Genomic DNA, 15,840 nt, shown 5'->3' with positions numbered 1-15,840 from the left:
GTGCGGCACACCGGGATCCGCGCCCACCGTGGCGGGCGCGGATCCCGGGTCAGCGCGTGAAGCCGCTGCGGTCCCGCGCCGGGTCGTAGAGGTGCGAGCACGCGACGTCCGGCTGTGCCCGCACGCCCAGGGCCCGGCCGACGACGATCACCGCGGTGTGCTTCAGGCCCGCCGCCTCGGCCCGGTCGGCGAGGTCGGCGAGGGTGCCGCGCAGCACCAGCTCGTTCGGGCGGGACGCGAACGCCACCACCGCGGCCGGGCAGTCGGCGCCGTACTCGCCGCTCAGTTCCTCGGCGAGGGCGCGGATGCGGGTGATCGCCAGGTGCAGCACCAGGCTGGCGCGCAGTCCCGCGACGCGGGCGAGGGACTCGGTGTCGGGCATCGCCGTCGAGCGGGCCTGCGTGCGGGTGAGCACGACGGTCTGCACCAGTTCGGGCACGGTCAGCTCCGTACCGAGGGTCGCGGCGGCGGCCGCGTAGGCCGGCACACCGGGCGTGACGTCCCACGGCACCGCGGCCGCGTCGAGCCGGCGCGTCTGCTCGGTCAGCGCCGAATACAGCGACGGATCACCGGAACACAACCGGACGACGTCGAGGCCGCGCCGGTGCGCGTCCACCAGGTGCGCGGTGATCTCGTCGAGGTCCAGGTGCTGGGTGTCGACGAGTTCCGTGTCGGGCCGGCAGTGCGCGAGCACCTCGGCGTCGAGGTAGGTGCCGGCGTAGAGCACCACCGGTGCCTCGCCCAGCAGCCGCGCCGCCCGCAGCGTCAGCAGGTCGGCCGCACCCGGCCCGGATCCCACGAAGTGCACTGTCATCTCTCGCCTTTCGTCACCTGCCACTGCACCACCGGGCGCAGCGCCTGCCAGCCGCTGAACCCGCCGAGGGGTGCGGCCTGCTCCACGGTCAGCCGGGTCAACTCCCCGCCGTGGGACTTCCACCACTGCACCAGCGTCGCCTCGGTCTCGAGCGTCACCGCGTGCGCGACCAGCCGCCCTCCCGGACGCAGTTCCGCCCAGCACTTTTCGAGCACACCGGGAATCGATCCGCCGCCGCCGACGAAGACGGCATCGGGGGTGTCGAGACCGGCGAGCGCGTCCGGGGCGGGGCCGCGCACCACCGTCACCGACGGGACGCCGAGCCGCGCGGCGTTGCGCGCGATCCGCTGTGCCCGCCCCGCGTCGCGCTCGATCGCGACGGCGCGGCAGCGCGGATCGGTGCGCGCCCATTCGATCGCCACCGACCCGGCGCCGGCGCCGACGTCCCACAGCAGCTGTCCCGGCCGGGGCGCGAGCGCGCACACCGCGGCGAGCCGGATCGGGCGCTTGGAGATCTGCCCGTCGTGCTCGAACGCGTCGTCGGGCAGGCCCGGCGCGGTGGAATAGCCCTCCGCGCCCCGGCATTCGACGCAGACGACGTTGAGTGCGGGCGCGTCGCCGGACCACTCGTCGGCGGTGGCGCTGCGGCGCGCCTCGGCGGGGGCGCCGAGGTCGGACAGCACCGTCAGCACGCTCGCCCCGAAGCCGTCGCGGCGCAGCAGGTCCGCGACCCGCGCCGGGGTGAACCCGTCGGAGGAGAGCACGATCAGCCGCCGGCCCCGCCCGAAGGCACGGCGGACCGCATGCACGTCGCGGCCCACCAGCGTCACCACGTCCACCGACTCGGCGCTCCACCCCATCCGCGCGCGGGCCAGGGCCACCGACGACACCGCGGGCAGCACCGTCACCGCGGCGGCGCCGAGGTGGTCGATGAGCGTGGAGCCGATGCCGGAGACGAGCGGGTCGCCCGACGCGACCGCGACGATCCGCCGGTCGCGGTGCCGCTCGAGCAGCGCGCCGAGACCGTCGCGCAGCGGGGTCGGCCACGGCTCCCGGACGGCGCCGGTCTCGGGCAGCAGCGCCAGGTGGCGCCGCCCGCCGAGCAGGACCTGCGCCCCGAGCACCGCGTCGCGGGCGGGGGGCGGCAGGCCGTCCCAGCCGTCGGCGCCCATGCCGACGACGGTGATCTGTGAACCCATGGCGTCGAACCTTAGCCGGTGCGGTTAGACTCGGCGGCGGCAAGACAATCGAGGTGCCCCTCACGGGGATAATCGGGAAGCCGGTGCGAATCCGGCACAGGCCCGCTGCGGTGACCCGGGAGCCGTCGATCACGCGCATCACGCGCAGCCACTGGACCGGCCGGTCCGGGAAGGCGATCGCACGGCGTCGATCGGGAAGTCCGAATACCGGCCTCGATTTCAGCTGCCGAGAAGACATCCCAGCGGGAGCCTGTGGAGGTTCGAGTGCACGTGTATCCGTTCAGTGCCGTCGTCGGCTCCGACGACCTGGCGCTGGCCCTGTCCCTGTGCGCGGTCTCGCCGTCGATCGGCGGGGTGCTCGTGCGCGGCGAGAAGGGCACCGCCAAGTCGACCACCGTGCGCGCCCAGGCCGCGCTGTTGCCGCAGGTCACCGAGGTCACCGGCTGCCGCTTCGCGTGCGATCCCGCCGCCCCCGACCCGGCGTGCCCCGACGGTCCGCACCCGGGCGGTGCGGCGGCGCAGACCCGTCCGGCGCGGCTGGTGGAACTGCCGGTCGGTGCCACCGAGGACCGCGTCACCGGCTCCCTGCACCTGCAGAAGGCACTGTCGGCGGGCACCGCCGAGTACGAGCCCGGTCTGCTCGCCCGGGCGCACCGCGGCGTGCTCTACGTCGACGAGGTCAATCTGCTGCACGACCACCTCGTGGACCTGTTGCTCGACGCCGCCGCGATGGGCCGCTGCTCCGTCGAGCGCGACGGGGTGTCGGTCTCGCACGCCGCCCGGTTCGTGCTGGTCGGCACGATGAACCCGGAGGAGGGTGAGCTGCGGCCGCAGCTGCTCGACCGCTTCGGCCTCACCGTCGAGGTGGCCGCGCCGCGCGATCCGCAGGTGCGAGCGGAGATCGTGCGGCGGCGCCTGGCGTTCGACGCCGACCCGGACGCGTTCGTCGCGCGGTGGGCCGACGCCGAGGCGGCGCTGACACGGCGGTTGGCGCAGGCCCGCGACCGGCTGCCGCACGTGCGGCTCGGCGACGACGCGCTCGTCGCGATCGCGGAGGTGTGCGCGGCGTTCGATGTCGACGGGATGCGCGCCGACCTGGTCACCGCGAAGACCGCCGTCGCGCACGCGGCGTGGGTGGGCCGCGACGAGGTCACCCGGGAGGACATCGCGGTGGCGGCGCGGCTGGCGTTGCCGCACCGCCGTCGCCGCAACCCGTTCGACGAGCCCGGCATGGACGAGTCGCTGCTCGACGAGCTGCTCGGCGAGCAGCCGCCCGAGCCCGATCCGGACGGCCCCGACGATTCCGGTCCCGGCGGCCCCGACGATTCCGGCCCGGACGGCCCCGGCACCGGCGCGGCAGCGCCGGACCGGGACGACCGGGGTCAGGGTTCCGGTCCGGCGACGTCCGTCGCGGCCCCCGCCGAGCCCTACCGGACCCGCCTGTTCACGGCCGACCGAACCGGCCGCGGTGCCGCGGGCCGCCGCTCCCGCGCCCGCACCACGGTCGGCCGGACCGTCGGCGAGCGTCGCGGCGACACCGGCCCCGTCCACCTGCCCGCCACCATCCGCGCCGGCGCCCTGCACCGTGGTGTCCTTTCGGACCTGCCGGAGTCCGAAAGGACACCACGGCCGGAGCTGCGGCGGAAGGTCGTCGAGGGCCGCGAGGCCAACCTGGTGCTGCTGTGCGTCGACGCCTCCGGCTCGATGGCGGCGCGGCAGCGGATGACGCAGGTGAAGACGGCGATCCTGTCGCTGCTGCTCGACGCCTACCGGCGGCGCGACACGGTGGGCCTGGTGACCTTCCGCGGGGAGCGCGCCACGCTCGTGCTGCCGCCGACCAATTCGGTGGACGTGGCCGCGACGCGGCTGCGGGAACTGCCGGCGGGCGGGCGCACCCCGCTCGCCGAGGGACTGCTCGAGGCGGCCGAGACGATCCGGCGGCACCGGCTGCGCGAACCCGACCGGCGGGCACTGCTCGTCGTCGTCACCGACGGCCGCGCCACCGCCGGGCCGGACGCGGTGGCCCGGTCCCTCGCGGCCGCCGACCGGCTCGCCGCCGCCGGGATCGACTCGGTCGTCGTGGACTCCGAGACCGGCCGGTTCCGCATGGGACTCGCGGCCCGGCTCGCCGAGCGGCTCGGCGCCGAACACGTCCCCGTCGGTGAGGTCCACGCCGACGCGCTCACCACCGTCGTGCGAGGAAGGGCCGCCTGATGCCGAAGGGACAACCGACCGCCGTGCCGGACGACGGTCTCACCACCCGCCAGCGCCGCAACCGGCCGCTGCTGATGGTCCACACCGGCGACGGCAAGGGCAAGTCGACCGCCGCGTTCGGTCTTGCGCTGCGCGGCTGGAACCAGGGCTGGTCCGTCGCGGTGTTCCAATTCGTCAAGTCCGCCAAGTGGCGCCTCGGCGAGCAGACCGCCTTCGAGACCCTCGGCGACCTGCACACCGAACGCGGCACCGGTGGCCCGATCGAGTGGCACAAGATGGGCTCCGGATGGTCGTGGTCGCGCAAGGACGGCACCGAGGAGGACCATGCCGCCGCGGCGCTCGCCGGGTGGCGGGAGATCCAGCGCCGGCTCGCCGCCGAGCAGCACGGGCTGTACGTGCTCGACGAGTTCACCTACCCGATCGGCTGGGGGTGGATCGACGCCGACGAGGTGGTGCAGACCCTGCGGGCGCGCCCCGGCCACCAGCACGTCGTGATCACCGGCCGCCGGGCGCATCCGGCGCTGATCGAAGCCGCGGATCTCGTCACGGAGATGACGAAGATCAAGCACCCGATGGATGCGGGCCAGAAGGGCCAGAGGGGCATCGAGTGGTGACACTCCCATGTGACGGCGTGGTGACACTCCCCTGTGACGGCGTGGTGACACTCGCGGGTGACGGCGTGGTGACCGCATGACGCCGCTGCCCCGGCTGGTGGTGGCCGCGCCCGCCTCCGGCCACGGGAAGACCACGGTCGCGACGGGCCTCATGGCGGCCCTGCGGGCGGCCGGGCACACGGTGTCGGGACACAAGGTCGGCCCGGACTACATCGACCCGGGCTACCACGCCCTCGCGACGGGCCGGCCCGGCCGCAACCTGGACGCGCATCTCGTCGGCACCGACCTGCTCGCGCCGCTGCTCGCGCACGGCGCCCGCGGCGCGGACGTCGCGATCGTCGAGGGCGTGATGGGCCTGTACGACGGGATGCTGGGCACCGACGGGTTCGCCTCCACCGCCCACACGGCCGCGGTGCTCGGTGCCCCGGTGATCCTCGTCGTGGACGTCTCCCACGCCTCCCGCTCGGTCGCGGCCGTGGTGCACGGCATGGCCACGTTCGACCGCAGCGTCCGCATCGCCGGGGTGATCCTGAACAAGGCCGGCTCGGTGCGGCATTCCGACGAGGTGGTCGAGGCCCTGGCCGCGACGGGCGTCCCGGTGCTCGGTGTGCTGCAGCGCGACGACGGGATCTCCGCGCCGTCGCGGCATCTGGGGCTGGTGCCGGCGCAGGAGCGGGCCGAGGCCGCCGCCCAGCTCGATCGCCTGGCCGCACAGATCGCCGCGCGGGTGGACCTCGCCGAGGTGATGCGGATCGCCTGTGCCGCACCGGATCTTACTGCGAAGCCGTGGGATCCGGGGGCGGCGGCCGACGACGGGCCGGTCGTCGCGATCGCCGGCGGCCGCGCCTTCACGTTCCGTTACACCGAGACCGAGGAGATGCTGCGCGCCGCCGGCTGCCGCACCGTGGTGTTCGATCCGCTGCGCGACGAACGACTGCCCGACGGCACGGCCGGGATCTATCTCGGCGGCGGCTTCCCCGAGGTGCACGCAGCCGACCTCGCCGCGAACACCGCTCTGCGCGAACATCTCCGGGCGGCTGTCACGGCCGGCACGCCCACCGTCGCCGAGTGCGCCGGGCTGCTGTACCTGTGCCGCGAGGTGGACGGGGCGCCGATGATCGGCGCGATCGACGCGGCCGCCCGGATGACGCCACGCCTGACCCTGGGCTACCGCACGGCCGTCGCGCCGCGCGAGACCCTGCTCGCACCGGCGGGCACGCGGGTGACCGGACACGAGTTCCACCGCACCACGGTCGATTCCACCCACGAGCCGGCATGGCTGCTGGACGGGCGGCCCGACGGCTTCGCGTCCGCCACCCTACACGCCTCCTACCTGCACACCCACTGGGCCGGGCATTCGGCGCTGGCGCAGCGGTTCGCCGACGCGGTGCGGGCCGCGACGCCGGTTCCCCCGCCGCCGCGCACGACCCGGGCCGTCGCGCCGGACCTGCAGCACCACGGCGACCGGGAGGCCACGCCGGGACTGGTGGATCTGGCCGTCAACGTCTCGCGCCGGCCGCGCCCGGAGTGGCTCGACGCGGCGCTGGCCGGCTCGCTGGCCGAGCTGGATCGATATCCGGACCCGCGCGCGGCACGGACCGCTCTGGCCGCCCGGCACGGTCGCGACCCGCTCGAGGTGCTGCCCACCGCCGGCGGCGCGGAGGCGTTCACCCTCGTCGCCCGCGCCCGCCGCTGGGCGCGACCGGCGGTGGTGCACCCGCAGTTCACCGAGCCGGAGGCGGCGCTGCGCGCCGCCGGGCACGAGGTGACCCGGGTGCTGCTGCGCCGCGAGGACGGCTTCGTCCTCGACCCGGCGCTGGTGCCCGACGACGCCGACCTCGTGATCGTCGGCAACCCCACGAACCCGACCGGCGTGCTGCACCCGGGTGCCGCGCTGCGGGCCCTGGCGCGGCCCGGCCGGGTGCTGGTGGTGGACGAGGCGTTCATGGATGCGGTACCGGGGGAACCGGAATCGCTTGCCGGCGCGCCCCTTCCGGGTGTCGTGGTGGTCCGCTCGCTCACCAAGACGTGGGCGATACCCGGTATCCGGGCCGGATACGTACTCGGCGACGAGTCGATCGTCGCCGAGCTCGCGGCGCACCAGCCGCCGTGGTCGGTGTCCACACCGGCGGCGGCGGCGATGATCGCGTGCGCGTCGCCGTCGGCCGCGCCCGAGTCGGAGCGCATCGCCGTGCAGGTCGCGGCCGACCGCGCTGTCCTCGTCGACGGCCTGACCGCGCTCGGCATCGAGGTGACCGGCCCGTCCGCGGCGCCGTTCGTGCTGGCGCACGTCCCCGTGGGGACGCGGGAGCGCCTGCGGGGCAAGGGCTTCGCGGTGCGTCGCGGGGACAGTTTCCCCGGCCTCGGCGCCGACTGGGTGCGCATCGCGGTGCGCGATGCGCAGACCACCGCGGCGCTGCTCGAGGCATGGCGGGACCTGACGTGAACCCGCGTACCGCCGGCCTCGTCCTCGGCTACCTCGCCGATCAGGCGTTCGGCGATCCCCGTCGCGGCCACCCGGTGAGCGGCTTCGGCCGGCTCGCCCGGACCACCGAGCGCGCGCTGTACGCGGACCACCGGGCGGCCGGGACGCTGTTCACCGCGGTGCTGGTCGGCGGCGCGGCCGGCCTCGGCTACGGCGCGGACCGGCTCACCCGGCGTCGTCCGCTGGTGCGGACGGCGGTGACCGCGGCCGCGACGTGGACCGTGCTCGGCGGCCGGTCGCTGGCGCGGGAGGCGACGACGATCGACGCCCAGCTGCGCCGCGCGGATCTGCCCGCCGCGCGCCGGCAGGTCACCCACCTCGTCGGGCGCGACCCGTCGCGCCTCGACGCCGCCGGCGTCGCCCGCGCCACCCTCGAGTCCCTCGCGGAGAACACCTCCGACGCCGTCGTCGCCCCGCTGCTGTGGGGTGCGGTGGCGGGGCCGGCGGGCCTGCTCGGCTACCGGGCGGCGAACACCCTCGATGCCCGCGTCGGCCACCGCACGCCGCGGCACGAGCGGTTCGGCTGGGCGTCCGCCCGGTTCGACGACCTGCTCAACCTGGCGCCGGCACGGCTGTCCGCGCTGCTCGCTGCGGGCCTGGGCGAGCGGCCCGGCGCGGCCCTGACGGCCTGGCGCCGCGATGCCCACCGGCATCCGAGCCCGAACGCGGGGCCGGTCGAGGCGGCCTTCGCGGGCGCGCTCGGGGTCACCCTGGGCGGGGTGAACGTCTACCACGGCGTGGTGGAGGACCGCGGCACTCTCGGCGACGGCCCGGCCCCGGAACCCGGGGACATCGCGCGGGGCGTGCGGCTCGCGGCACGGGTCGGCGCGGGCGCGCTCGCGGTGTCCGCCGTCGTCGCGTCCGCGAACACCGTTGTGGCGCGAATCACGTAAGCGGTGTAACACTGTAATCAGTGATATTGGCACTTCGTCCCGAGGAGGACGACATGCGACACCATCCGCACATGCACGGCCCCCGCTTCGGACGCTCGGGCGGCTGGCAACAGGCCGACGTCCCCGATGCGAGCGACGCCGCCGAGTGGTTCGCCGGACGCCTGCCCGACGACTGGTTCACCGGCCCCGCCGACATCGAGGTCGACCGCGAGGAGATCGTGGTCGTCGGCGAACTCCCCCCGCCCGAGGACACCGGCCCCGCGTCCGTCGACGGGCGCATCGCCCGGTTCCGGGAGACCACCCGGCCGGACCGCATGCGCATCGCCGACGAGGCCGAGGCCCGCTACGGCCGGAAGGTCGCGTGGGGCGTCACGCTCGGCGAGCGTCGAGTGCTGTTCACCCACTTGGCCGTTCCGGTGATGACCCGGTTGCGCCAGCCCGAGCGCAAGGTCCTCGACACCCTCGTCGACGCCGGCGTCGCCCGCTCGCGTTCCGACGCGCTCGCCTGGTGCGTCCAGCTCGTCGGGCAGCACAGCGAGCAGTGGCTCGCCGAGCTGCGCGAGGCGATGCGCAAGGTCGACGACCTGCGCACCGAGGGCCCGCAGGTCTGAACCCGCGGACCGGGGGTTCCCGGTCGTCCGCACCCGAAAGTCCGTGCACGGAGAACTACTTCGCGCCGGAATCCGTCGCCCACGCGACGGCGTCCGCGACCGTCGCCACCGTCGGCACGCCCGCCGGCGACGGCGGGCGGCGCACGACGACCACCCGCACCCCGAGTTCGGCCGCCGCGTCGAGCTTGGCGCGTGTGAGGTCCCCACCGGAGTCCTTGGTGACGAGCACATCCACCCCGTGGCCGACGAGGAGCGCACGCTCACCGTCGACGGTGTAGGGGCCGCGGGCCAGCAGCACCGTCCAGGAGTCCGGCACGTCGAGGTCCAGCGGCTCGACCACCCGCACCAGGACGCGGTGCCGCGCGAGCGGGCCGGCGAACCGGTCGAGGGTCTGGCGGCCCGTGCTCAGGAACACGCTCGCACCGCGGGCGGCCACCGCGGCGGCCGCGTCGTGGTCGTCGACCCACGTCCAGTCGCCGGTGCCGGTCCAGCCCGGCCGCGCCAGGCGCAGCAGCGGCACCCCGGCCGCCGCGCACGCGGCCGCGGCGTTGCCGCTGATCCGCGCGGCGAACGGGTGGGTGGCGTCGACCACCCGACGGATGCCGTTGCCGCGCAGATACTCCCGCAGTCCGTCGATGCCACCGAAACCGCCGATCCGCACCTCGCCGACCGGCAGGCGGGGGTTGCGCACCCGTCCCGCGAGCGACGACAGGTACGCCACCCCCGCGGTGTCCAGGCCGGCGGCGAGCGCCCGGGCCTCGCCGGTGCCGCCGAGGACGAGTACCGTCACGCCAGGCCGCCCTTCAGTGTGGGCAGCACCGGCCGATCCCCGAGCATCCCGAGCAGGGCGTCGACGTCGAGGTGCTCCTCGACCATGTCCGCGAGCACCTCGAGGCGCGCCTCGCGGGCGGCGTGGAAACCGACGGTGCCGGTGGCGAGGTCGCGGCCGGTGAGTGCGGCCGCCTCGCGGAGCCACGCCGTGCGCAGGGCATCGCCCTCGAGGCTGCCGTGCCACATGGTGCCGAACACCGTTCCCGTCCGGGCGCCGCCGAGGAACTCCTCGTCGCCGCCGCGGGAGATCCGGCCGTGGTGGATCTCGTAGCCGGAGGCAGGCACCCCGAGCGCCGACCCGGCCGGCAGCCGCAGCACCTTCTCCGGTTCGAAACGGGTGTGCACGTCCAGCAATCCGAGCCCGTCCACGCACGCCCCGGGAGTGCCCTCGACGCCGTGCGGATCGGAGATCCGCCGGCCGAGCATCTGGAAGCCGCCGCAGATTCCGAGCACCACGCCCCCGCGACGGGCGTGGTCGGCGACGGCGGTGTCGAGGCCGCGGCCGCGCAGCCACGCGAGGTCCGCGAGGGTGGCGCGGGTGCCGGGCAGGATCACCACGTCGGCGCCGGCGAGGGCGCGCGGATCGTCGACGAACCGCAGCCGCACGTCCGGTTCGAGGCACAGCGCGTCGACGTCGGTGAAGTTGCTGATCCGCGGCAGCATCACCACCGCGACGGTGAGCGACCCGGCGCCGTCGTGGGCCGGGCGCGAGGACAGGGCGAGCGAATCCTCCGAGTCGAGCCACAGGTCACGCTGCCAGGGCAGCACGCCGAGCACGGGCCGGCCCGTGAGCTCTTCGAGCGACTCGAGACCGGGACGCAACAGCCCGAGGTCCCCACGGAACTTGTTGATCACGAAGCCGCGGACGAGGGCCTGATCGGACGCGTCGAGCAGGGCCAGCGTGCCGTACATGGCGGCGAACACCCCGCCGCGATCGATGTCGCCGACGAGCACCGTCGGCAGGTCGCCGTGCCGGGCCAGGCCCATGTTCACGTAGTCGTGGGCCCGCAGGTTGATCTCGGCGGCGCTGCCGGCGCCCTCGCAGACCACCACGTCGAACCGGTCCCGCAGGTCGTCGAGCGCACCGAAGGCGGCCTCGGCGAGGTGCTTTCGGCCGCCGGCGAACTCGCCGGCCTCGAGGTGACCGGCGGGCCGGCCGAGCACGACGACGTGACTGCGACGGTCGCTACCGGGTTTGAGCAGCACGGGATTCATCGCGGCCTCGGGCACGGCGCGCGCCGCCACCGCCTGGATCCACTGCGCGCGGCCGATTTCCACACCGTCGCCGGTGACCGGGTCGACGGCCACCATGGAGTTGTTGGACATGTTCTGCGCCTTGAACGGCGCCACCGACAACCCGCGGCGGGCCAGGGCCCGGCAGATCCCGGTGGTCACCACGGATTTCCCGGCATCCGAGGTGGTTCCGGCGACGAGCAGGCCCTGTCCCACGACGGCTACGCCACGCGGACGGGCGCGCGACGGTCGGCGCGTTCGGTGAGGAACGCGAACGCCACGCCCAGGGCGAACCACAGGGTGGTCTGGATGATCACCGACGCAACGCGGAAGTCCCACAGCAGTGTGGCCGGAAAGTCCGCGCCGACCTCGTCGATCGTCGGCAGCACCGCATACCCGAGCCCGACCACGACGAGGAAGGCCAGGACCGGTCCGGCGAGCCGGACGGTACGCAGCTCCTGACGGGCGAGCGCCTTCGAGGCGGCGACCGCCACCGCGAGCGCGACCAGGCCGAGCACGACCGCCGCGACCCACAGGAGGGTGCGCTGGTCGACGGTGTCCGGGTCCCCCACCGCCGGCGGGTTGGCCGGGTACTTCAGGAACGGCACCGCTTCGATCGCGAGCCATCCTGCCCCGGCGCCGAGCAGTCCGAGAGCGGAACCCGACAGCGTGGTGTGGCGCCGGGCGAAGTGCAGCACCGACGCGAACAGCGCACCGAGCGCCAGACCGGCGAGGGTGGTGGCGAGGATCAGGCCCACCTTCTGCCCGGTGCGGCTGACGAGGGCGTCCTCGCCGTGGCTGTGACCGGCGGACTCGACTTCGTGCGTGTGGGAGTGCGCCTCGGTGGCCGCGTGCGTCGCGGCGGCCTCCTCCAGCGCAATCGCGGCCTCGATGTGCGGCTCGCCGATCACGAAGGCGACGGCGCCGGCGAGCAGGCCGGCGATCAGGCCGGCCAGCAGGCCGCGCAGCAGGATCCGGGTATAGGGGCCGGTCAGCGGAACGCTTGCCGACACGGCAGCGTCCGGGCTCGGTGACACGCCGGTCCCCCGGCTCGGTGACACGCCGGTCTCCCGGCTCAGTGACACGGCAGGCCGAGCAGGTGCCGGCCGTCGTGCATCAGTTCGTGCATGAACATGCCGGTGCGCGAGATCGCGCCCTGGTCGAAGCCGACCAGGTAGAGGGTGACGAAGGCGAGCAGCACGACGGCGGTGATCGCGGCGGCCAGGGCCGCGGAGCCCATCGTGGACTCGGGGGTGTGGACAGTAGCCATGGCATCCTCCTGGGATAACGCGTCCCGTCGAAAATTCTTGCGCCGAGACAGTTTTCTGACTCCCGGGCGGATGACCCGGTCACAGTGGCGCGACCGCTCCGGACTTGCACCGGATTGCCTGCACCTCGGCACGTGTGACGCAGGAACAGTCGCACCGTGCGCCCGCCCCTGTCAAGGCGACGCCCCGGGTGGCTGTGATTCGAGACCGCCTCCGGCGCTGTGATTCGAGACCACCCCGGGCGGCTGTGATTCGATGACCGCCGTGGTTCGCCTCGTTCTTCTGGCCCATGCCTCGACGGAGGCGCAGCGCGCCGTCCGGTTCCCCACCGACGAGCCGCTCTCCCGGCGCGGCCGACGCGAGCTGGAGCGGGTGGTCGCGCCGGTGGCCGACCGCATCGTCGCGGCGCCGGAGCGAAGGGCCGTCGAGACCGCGGCCGCGCTGGGCACGACGGCCGGGGTCGATCCGGTACTGCGGGATCCGGCACTGCGGGATCCGGCACTGCGGGACCTGGACTACGGCGCCTGGGCGGGGCGGGCGATGGACGAGGTGCCGGCCGAGAGCCTGCAGCAGTGGCTCACCGACCCGCACGCGGCGCCGCACGGCGGCGAGTCGATCGCGGAGCTGAGCGAGCGGGTGGCGGGTTGGCTCGCCGGGCTGGCGCCGGGCCGGGTCGTCGCGGTGACCCACCCGGCCGTGATCCGCGCCGCGACGGTGCACGCCCTCGGCGCGCCCCCGGCCGGATTCTGGCGGATCGACGTGCGCCCGCTCGCACAGGTCCGGCTGCACGGACGCGGGGGCCGGTGGTCGCTGCGGCTGGGTTGAGCCGCCCCTACCAGGTGACGTTCTCTTCGCAGCGCCGACCGTTGACGGTCGTCTCCACCTGGACGGTGGCGTGCTCGAGCCCGTGGGAGGTGAGCACGGCGCGGGCCGATTCGAGCACCCACTGCGGGTCGTGGTCACTGATCAGGTGCACGGTGGCGACGTCCATGCCGGTGGTCAGGGTCCACACGTGCAGGTCGTGGACGCCGGTGACGCCGGGCAGGGCGGACAGGTCGGCGCGGACCCCGTCGACGTCCAGGTGGGCCGGCGAAGCCTGGGTGAGGATGCGCAGCGACGCCGCGGCCAGGCGCACCGCCCGCGGGACCACCCACAGGGAGATGAGGACGCCGACGACGACGTCGGCGAGGCTCCAGTCGAACAGCAGGACGAGGGCGCCGGCGACGAGCACCCCGACGCTGCCGACCGCGTCGGCGAGCACCTCGAGATAGGCGCCGCGCACGGCGAGGCTGTCCTTGGCGTCGGCCCGCAGGAGCAGCATGACGACGAGGTTGGCGGCCAGGCCGGCCGTCGCGGTGACCACCAGGGCCGTCCCGGGGATCTCCGGGGCGTCACCGAGGCGGCGGATCGCCTCGTAGAACACCCACACCGCCACCGCGAGCAGCAGCGCGGCGTTCGCCATGGCGGCGAGCACTTCGGCGCGGTGCCACCCGAAGGTGCGCGCGGCCGCCGTGCTGCCCCGCCGGGCCAGGATCAACGCGACCATGCCCATGGACATGCCCACCACGTCGGTGAGCATGTGGCCGGCGTCGGCGAGCAGGGCCAGCGAGTCGATCCACAGGGCGACGCCCGTCTCGAGGATCAGGAACGCGACCAGGACGACGAGGGCGATCGCCATCCGCCACAGGCGTCGCGTCGACGGGCCGGCACCGCCGGGAGCGCTCGTCCCGGAATGGCCGTGCGAGTGGCCGTGTCCGACGCCCATGGTCCTCCCTCCGAAGTCTCGGCCATCATATGCAGACATACGCATATGTTCAACGGGAGATGAGCCGCTCAGGACTCCGGAGGATACGCCGGATGCTCCACCGTCGGGGGCAGCGTGGCGATCGCCGAGACCCGCTCGAGGCCGGCCACCTGCAGCAGGTCCACGATCAGCGAACGAATCTGCGCGAACACCACCGTCGAGGACAGGCCCGCCCCCGACACGAGCTCCGGCTTCATCTCCCGGGCCACGCTGCGCAGCACGCGGGCCGCCTCCGCCTGATCGGGCTGCTCCCCCGGCTCGGCGAGAACCATCAGCCGCAGCACGTCCACCGCCCCGGCCAGCTCCTCGATGCGCCGCACCAGCCGCGGGTCGAGGATCTCGTCGTCGCGCACGAGCGAGAGCGACCGGCGCGCCAGCACCCGTGTGTTGCGCATGGCGTTGTCGATCGGGTCCGCCGCGGCCATGAGGCGCTCGAGCCGGGGCCGGCTGTTCCAGTACAGCGGCGAGATGCGGCTCACCTCCTTGCCGCCGGAGATGTTGGCGCGCATCGCGTCGATCGCCGACTGCGTGGCCCGGGCCTCCCTGAGGGCCGACTCGATCGGCTTCGGGTTGTTCTCGACCAGGCCGGCCTCGACCTTGCGCAGCACGTCCGCGGTGGTGGACAGCACGTTCGCCGCCTCCCGCCGCGCCCGGCGCACCGGGTGCGTGGGGATCACGGCGACGACGGCGATGCCGACCAGCCCGCCGATGAGGGCGTCGACCATTCGGTCGATACCTCCGGACCCGCCGGGCGGGATCAGGGTCGCCACCAGCACCGCCGAGTTCCCGGCCTGCATGGAGAAGATCGGGCCGCTGTTGAGCGCGACCGCCGTGCCCATCGCCATTGCGACGACGAGCGCGATCTGCCACGGGCCGCTGCCGATGAACGAGATGATCAGGTCGCCGACACCGATGCCCACGGTGACACCGCAGACGAGTTCGACCGACCGTCGCATCCGCGCGCCCAGCGACAACCCGAGCGACACCACCGCCGCAATGGGCGCGAAGAACGGCTGCTCGTGCCCGACCGGCCCCGTGGCGACCCACCAGGCGATGCCCGCTGCCAGCGCGCACTGCAGGATCGGCAGCGCCGAGGAACGCAGGCGGCGCCCCGACGTGCGCAGCCGCCGGCGCGTGCCCCGCTTGGTGGGTAACCGGGGACTAATCGACACCAAGTGCTTCGGCGGCGCGCGGGTCGCAGTCCTCGAGCAGGTCGAGGCAGCGGGCGTGCTCGTCGGCCTCGCCGATCTCCTTCGCCGCGCGGGCCAGTGTCGCGACGCACCGCAGGAAGCCCCGGTTCGGTTCGTGGTCGAACGGCACGGGACCGAAGCCCTTCCAGCCGTTGCGGCGCAACTGGTCGAGACCGCGGTGGTAACCGGTGCGGGCGTAGGCGTAGGCCGTGATCGTCTCGCCGCGCCCGAGAGCGGCTTCGGCCAGGTATGCCCAGGCGATCGACGCGGTCGGGTGGTCGGCGGCCACCTTCGCCGGGTCCTCGTGGTTCAGCAGCGCCGACTCCGCCTCGTCGTCGCCGGGCAGCAGGGTGGGTTGGGGTCCGAGAAGGTCACCGAAAGACGTCATGGCCACCATTGTGCCCACCGCCCGAGGTCGGTCGATAGGCTGCCCGGGAGAACAGCCGTCCGTCCAGCAAGGGGGATCGCGTGCCGGATCCGAAGAACGAAGACACCACCACGTCCCCTGATCCGGCGACGGACACCCCCGGGTCCTCCGCGGAGCACGCCGGCGCCCCGTCCGAGCCGGCCACACAGTCCGAGCCGGCCACACAGTCCGAGCCGGCCACGGCGAGCGAGGCGGAGACCGTGGCCATCCCGGCCACGCGCCGCGCCGAGCCCGCGCCCTCCCCCGCCGATGCACCC

At 74.4% G+C, this 15,840-nt stretch carries 15 protein-coding genes, 1 pseudogene and 2 riboswitches; of the genes and pseudogenes, 7 read left to right on the top strand and 9 right to left on the bottom strand.

Features of this window, described 5'->3' with window-relative positions; genetic code table 11:
• Positions 1-49: 49 nt before the first annotated feature.
• Together G6038_RS11650 and cbiE are read right to left on the bottom strand one after the other, a co-directional pair.
• Positions 50-814 carry an SAM-dependent methyltransferase gene (locus G6038_RS11650; RefSeq protein WP_165037793.1) on the bottom strand — a complete coding sequence of 255 codons (765 nt, stop codon included), beginning with the start codon at positions 812-814 and terminating at the stop codon, positions 50-52.
• Positions 811-2,013, bottom strand: a complete 1,203-nt coding sequence (gene cbiE / locus G6038_RS11645) for a precorrin-6y C5,15-methyltransferase (decarboxylating) subunit CbiE (RefSeq protein WP_165037791.1) — start codon at positions 2,011-2,013, stop codon at positions 811-813. The genes G6038_RS11650 and cbiE overlap by 4 nt, the downstream gene beginning before the upstream one ends.
• A 34-nt stretch (positions 2,014-2,047) precedes the next feature.
• Positions 2,048-2,244: riboswitch (cobalamin riboswitch) on the top strand.
• 33 nt (positions 2,245-2,277) lie between these two features.
• Between cbiE and G6038_RS11640 the strand changes: the two genes are divergently transcribed.
• The 5 genes from G6038_RS11640 to G6038_RS11620 all read left to right on the top strand — a co-directional run bounded on the left by G6038_RS11640 (position 2,278) and on the right by G6038_RS11620 (position 8,830).
• Positions 2,278-4,227 (top strand): magnesium chelatase subunit D family protein, encoded by a 1,950-nt coding sequence (locus tag G6038_RS11640; RefSeq protein WP_346772800.1) that lies wholly within the window; start codon positions 2,278-2,280, stop codon positions 4,225-4,227.
• A complete protein-coding gene (gene cobO / locus G6038_RS11635) occupies positions 4,227-4,841 on the top strand; it encodes a cob(I)yrinic acid a,c-diamide adenosyltransferase (protein ID WP_165037788.1) in 615 nt (204 codons plus the stop codon). Before G6038_RS11640 ends, cobO begins: the two co-directional genes overlap by 1 nt.
• A gap of 76 nt (positions 4,842-4,917) precedes the next feature.
• A complete protein-coding gene (locus tag G6038_RS11630; RefSeq protein ID WP_165037786.1) occupies positions 4,918-7,287 on the top strand; it encodes a cobyrinate a,c-diamide synthase in 2,370 nt (789 codons plus the stop codon).
• Complete coding sequence (locus G6038_RS11625) at positions 7,269-8,219, top strand: cobalamin biosynthesis protein (protein ID WP_165037785.1); 951 nt, start codon at positions 7,269-7,271, stop codon at positions 8,217-8,219. The genes G6038_RS11630 and G6038_RS11625 overlap by 19 nt, the downstream gene beginning before the upstream one ends.
• Before the next feature lie 53 nt (positions 8,220-8,272).
• Positions 8,273-8,830 (top strand): hypothetical protein, encoded by a 558-nt coding sequence (locus G6038_RS11620; RefSeq protein ID WP_165037784.1) that lies wholly within the window; start codon positions 8,273-8,275, stop codon positions 8,828-8,830.
• Positions 8,831-8,885: 55 nt separating this feature from the next.
• Here the strand turns inward: G6038_RS11620 and G6038_RS11615 are convergent, their stop codons facing one another.
• The 4 genes from G6038_RS11615 to G6038_RS11600 all read right to left on the bottom strand — a co-directional run bounded on the left by G6038_RS11615 (position 8,886) and on the right by G6038_RS11600 (position 12,164).
• Positions 8,886-9,620 carry a cobalt-precorrin-6A reductase gene (locus G6038_RS11615; protein ID WP_165037783.1) on the bottom strand — a complete coding sequence of 245 codons (735 nt, stop codon included), beginning with the start codon at positions 9,618-9,620 and terminating at the stop codon, positions 8,886-8,888.
• The gene (locus G6038_RS11610) at positions 9,617-11,110 is read right to left on the bottom strand and encodes a cobyric acid synthase (RefSeq protein WP_165037782.1); all 1,494 of its coding nucleotides are present in this window, start codon (positions 11,108-11,110) and stop codon (positions 9,617-9,619) included. Before G6038_RS11610 ends, G6038_RS11615 begins: the two co-directional genes overlap by 4 nt.
• 5 nt (positions 11,111-11,115) lie before the next feature.
• Positions 11,116-11,907, bottom strand: a complete 792-nt coding sequence (locus tag G6038_RS11605) for a CbtA family protein (protein WP_165037781.1) — start codon at positions 11,905-11,907, stop codon at positions 11,116-11,118.
• A 62-nt stretch (positions 11,908-11,969) separates the two neighbouring features.
• Positions 11,970-12,164, bottom strand: coding sequence for a CbtB domain-containing protein (locus G6038_RS11600; RefSeq protein WP_006945393.1), 195 nt, complete (start codon positions 12,162-12,164; stop codon positions 11,970-11,972).
• A gap of 51 nt (positions 12,165-12,215) precedes the next feature.
• A riboswitch (cobalamin riboswitch) is annotated at positions 12,216-12,280 on the bottom strand.
• Between the two features lie 137 nt (positions 12,281-12,417).
• Between G6038_RS11600 and G6038_RS11595 the strand changes: the two genes are divergently transcribed.
• Entirely contained in the window at positions 12,418-12,987 is a 570-nt protein-coding gene (locus G6038_RS11595; RefSeq protein ID WP_165037780.1) for a histidine phosphatase family protein, read from the top strand.
• Positions 12,988-12,994: 7 nt separating this feature from the next.
• On the opposite strand, the gene G6038_RS11590 is transcribed toward G6038_RS11595, so the two are convergent.
• The 3 genes from G6038_RS11590 to G6038_RS11580 form a co-directional block, all read right to left on the bottom strand.
• A complete protein-coding gene (locus G6038_RS11590) occupies positions 12,995-13,927 on the bottom strand; it encodes a cation diffusion facilitator family transporter (protein WP_165037779.1) in 933 nt (310 codons plus the stop codon).
• 68 nt (positions 13,928-13,995) lie between these two features.
• Entirely contained in the window at positions 13,996-15,141 is a 1,146-nt protein-coding gene (locus G6038_RS11585) for an FUSC family protein (protein ID WP_165037778.1), read from the bottom strand.
• Positions 15,128-15,544, bottom strand: a complete 417-nt coding sequence (locus tag G6038_RS11580) for a DUF3151 domain-containing protein (RefSeq protein WP_165037777.1) — start codon at positions 15,542-15,544, stop codon at positions 15,128-15,130. The genes G6038_RS11585 and G6038_RS11580 overlap by 14 nt, the downstream gene beginning before the upstream one ends.
• An 80-nt stretch (positions 15,545-15,624) precedes the next feature.
• On the opposite strand from G6038_RS11580, the pseudogene G6038_RS11575 reads away from it, so the two are divergent.
• Positions 15,625-15,840, top strand: a pseudogene (locus tag G6038_RS11575) (hypothetical protein); the annotation flags it as partial.

Origin of the sequence: Rhodococcus sp. 14C212 (genome assembly GCF_011058195.1) — a bacterium.
GTDB lineage: Bacteria > Actinomycetota > Actinomycetes > Mycobacteriales > Mycobacteriaceae > Rhodococcus > Rhodococcus aetherivorans.
The sequence above is the reverse complement of the archived record's forward strand: the minus strand, read 5'-3'. Positions and strand labels throughout refer to the sequence as shown.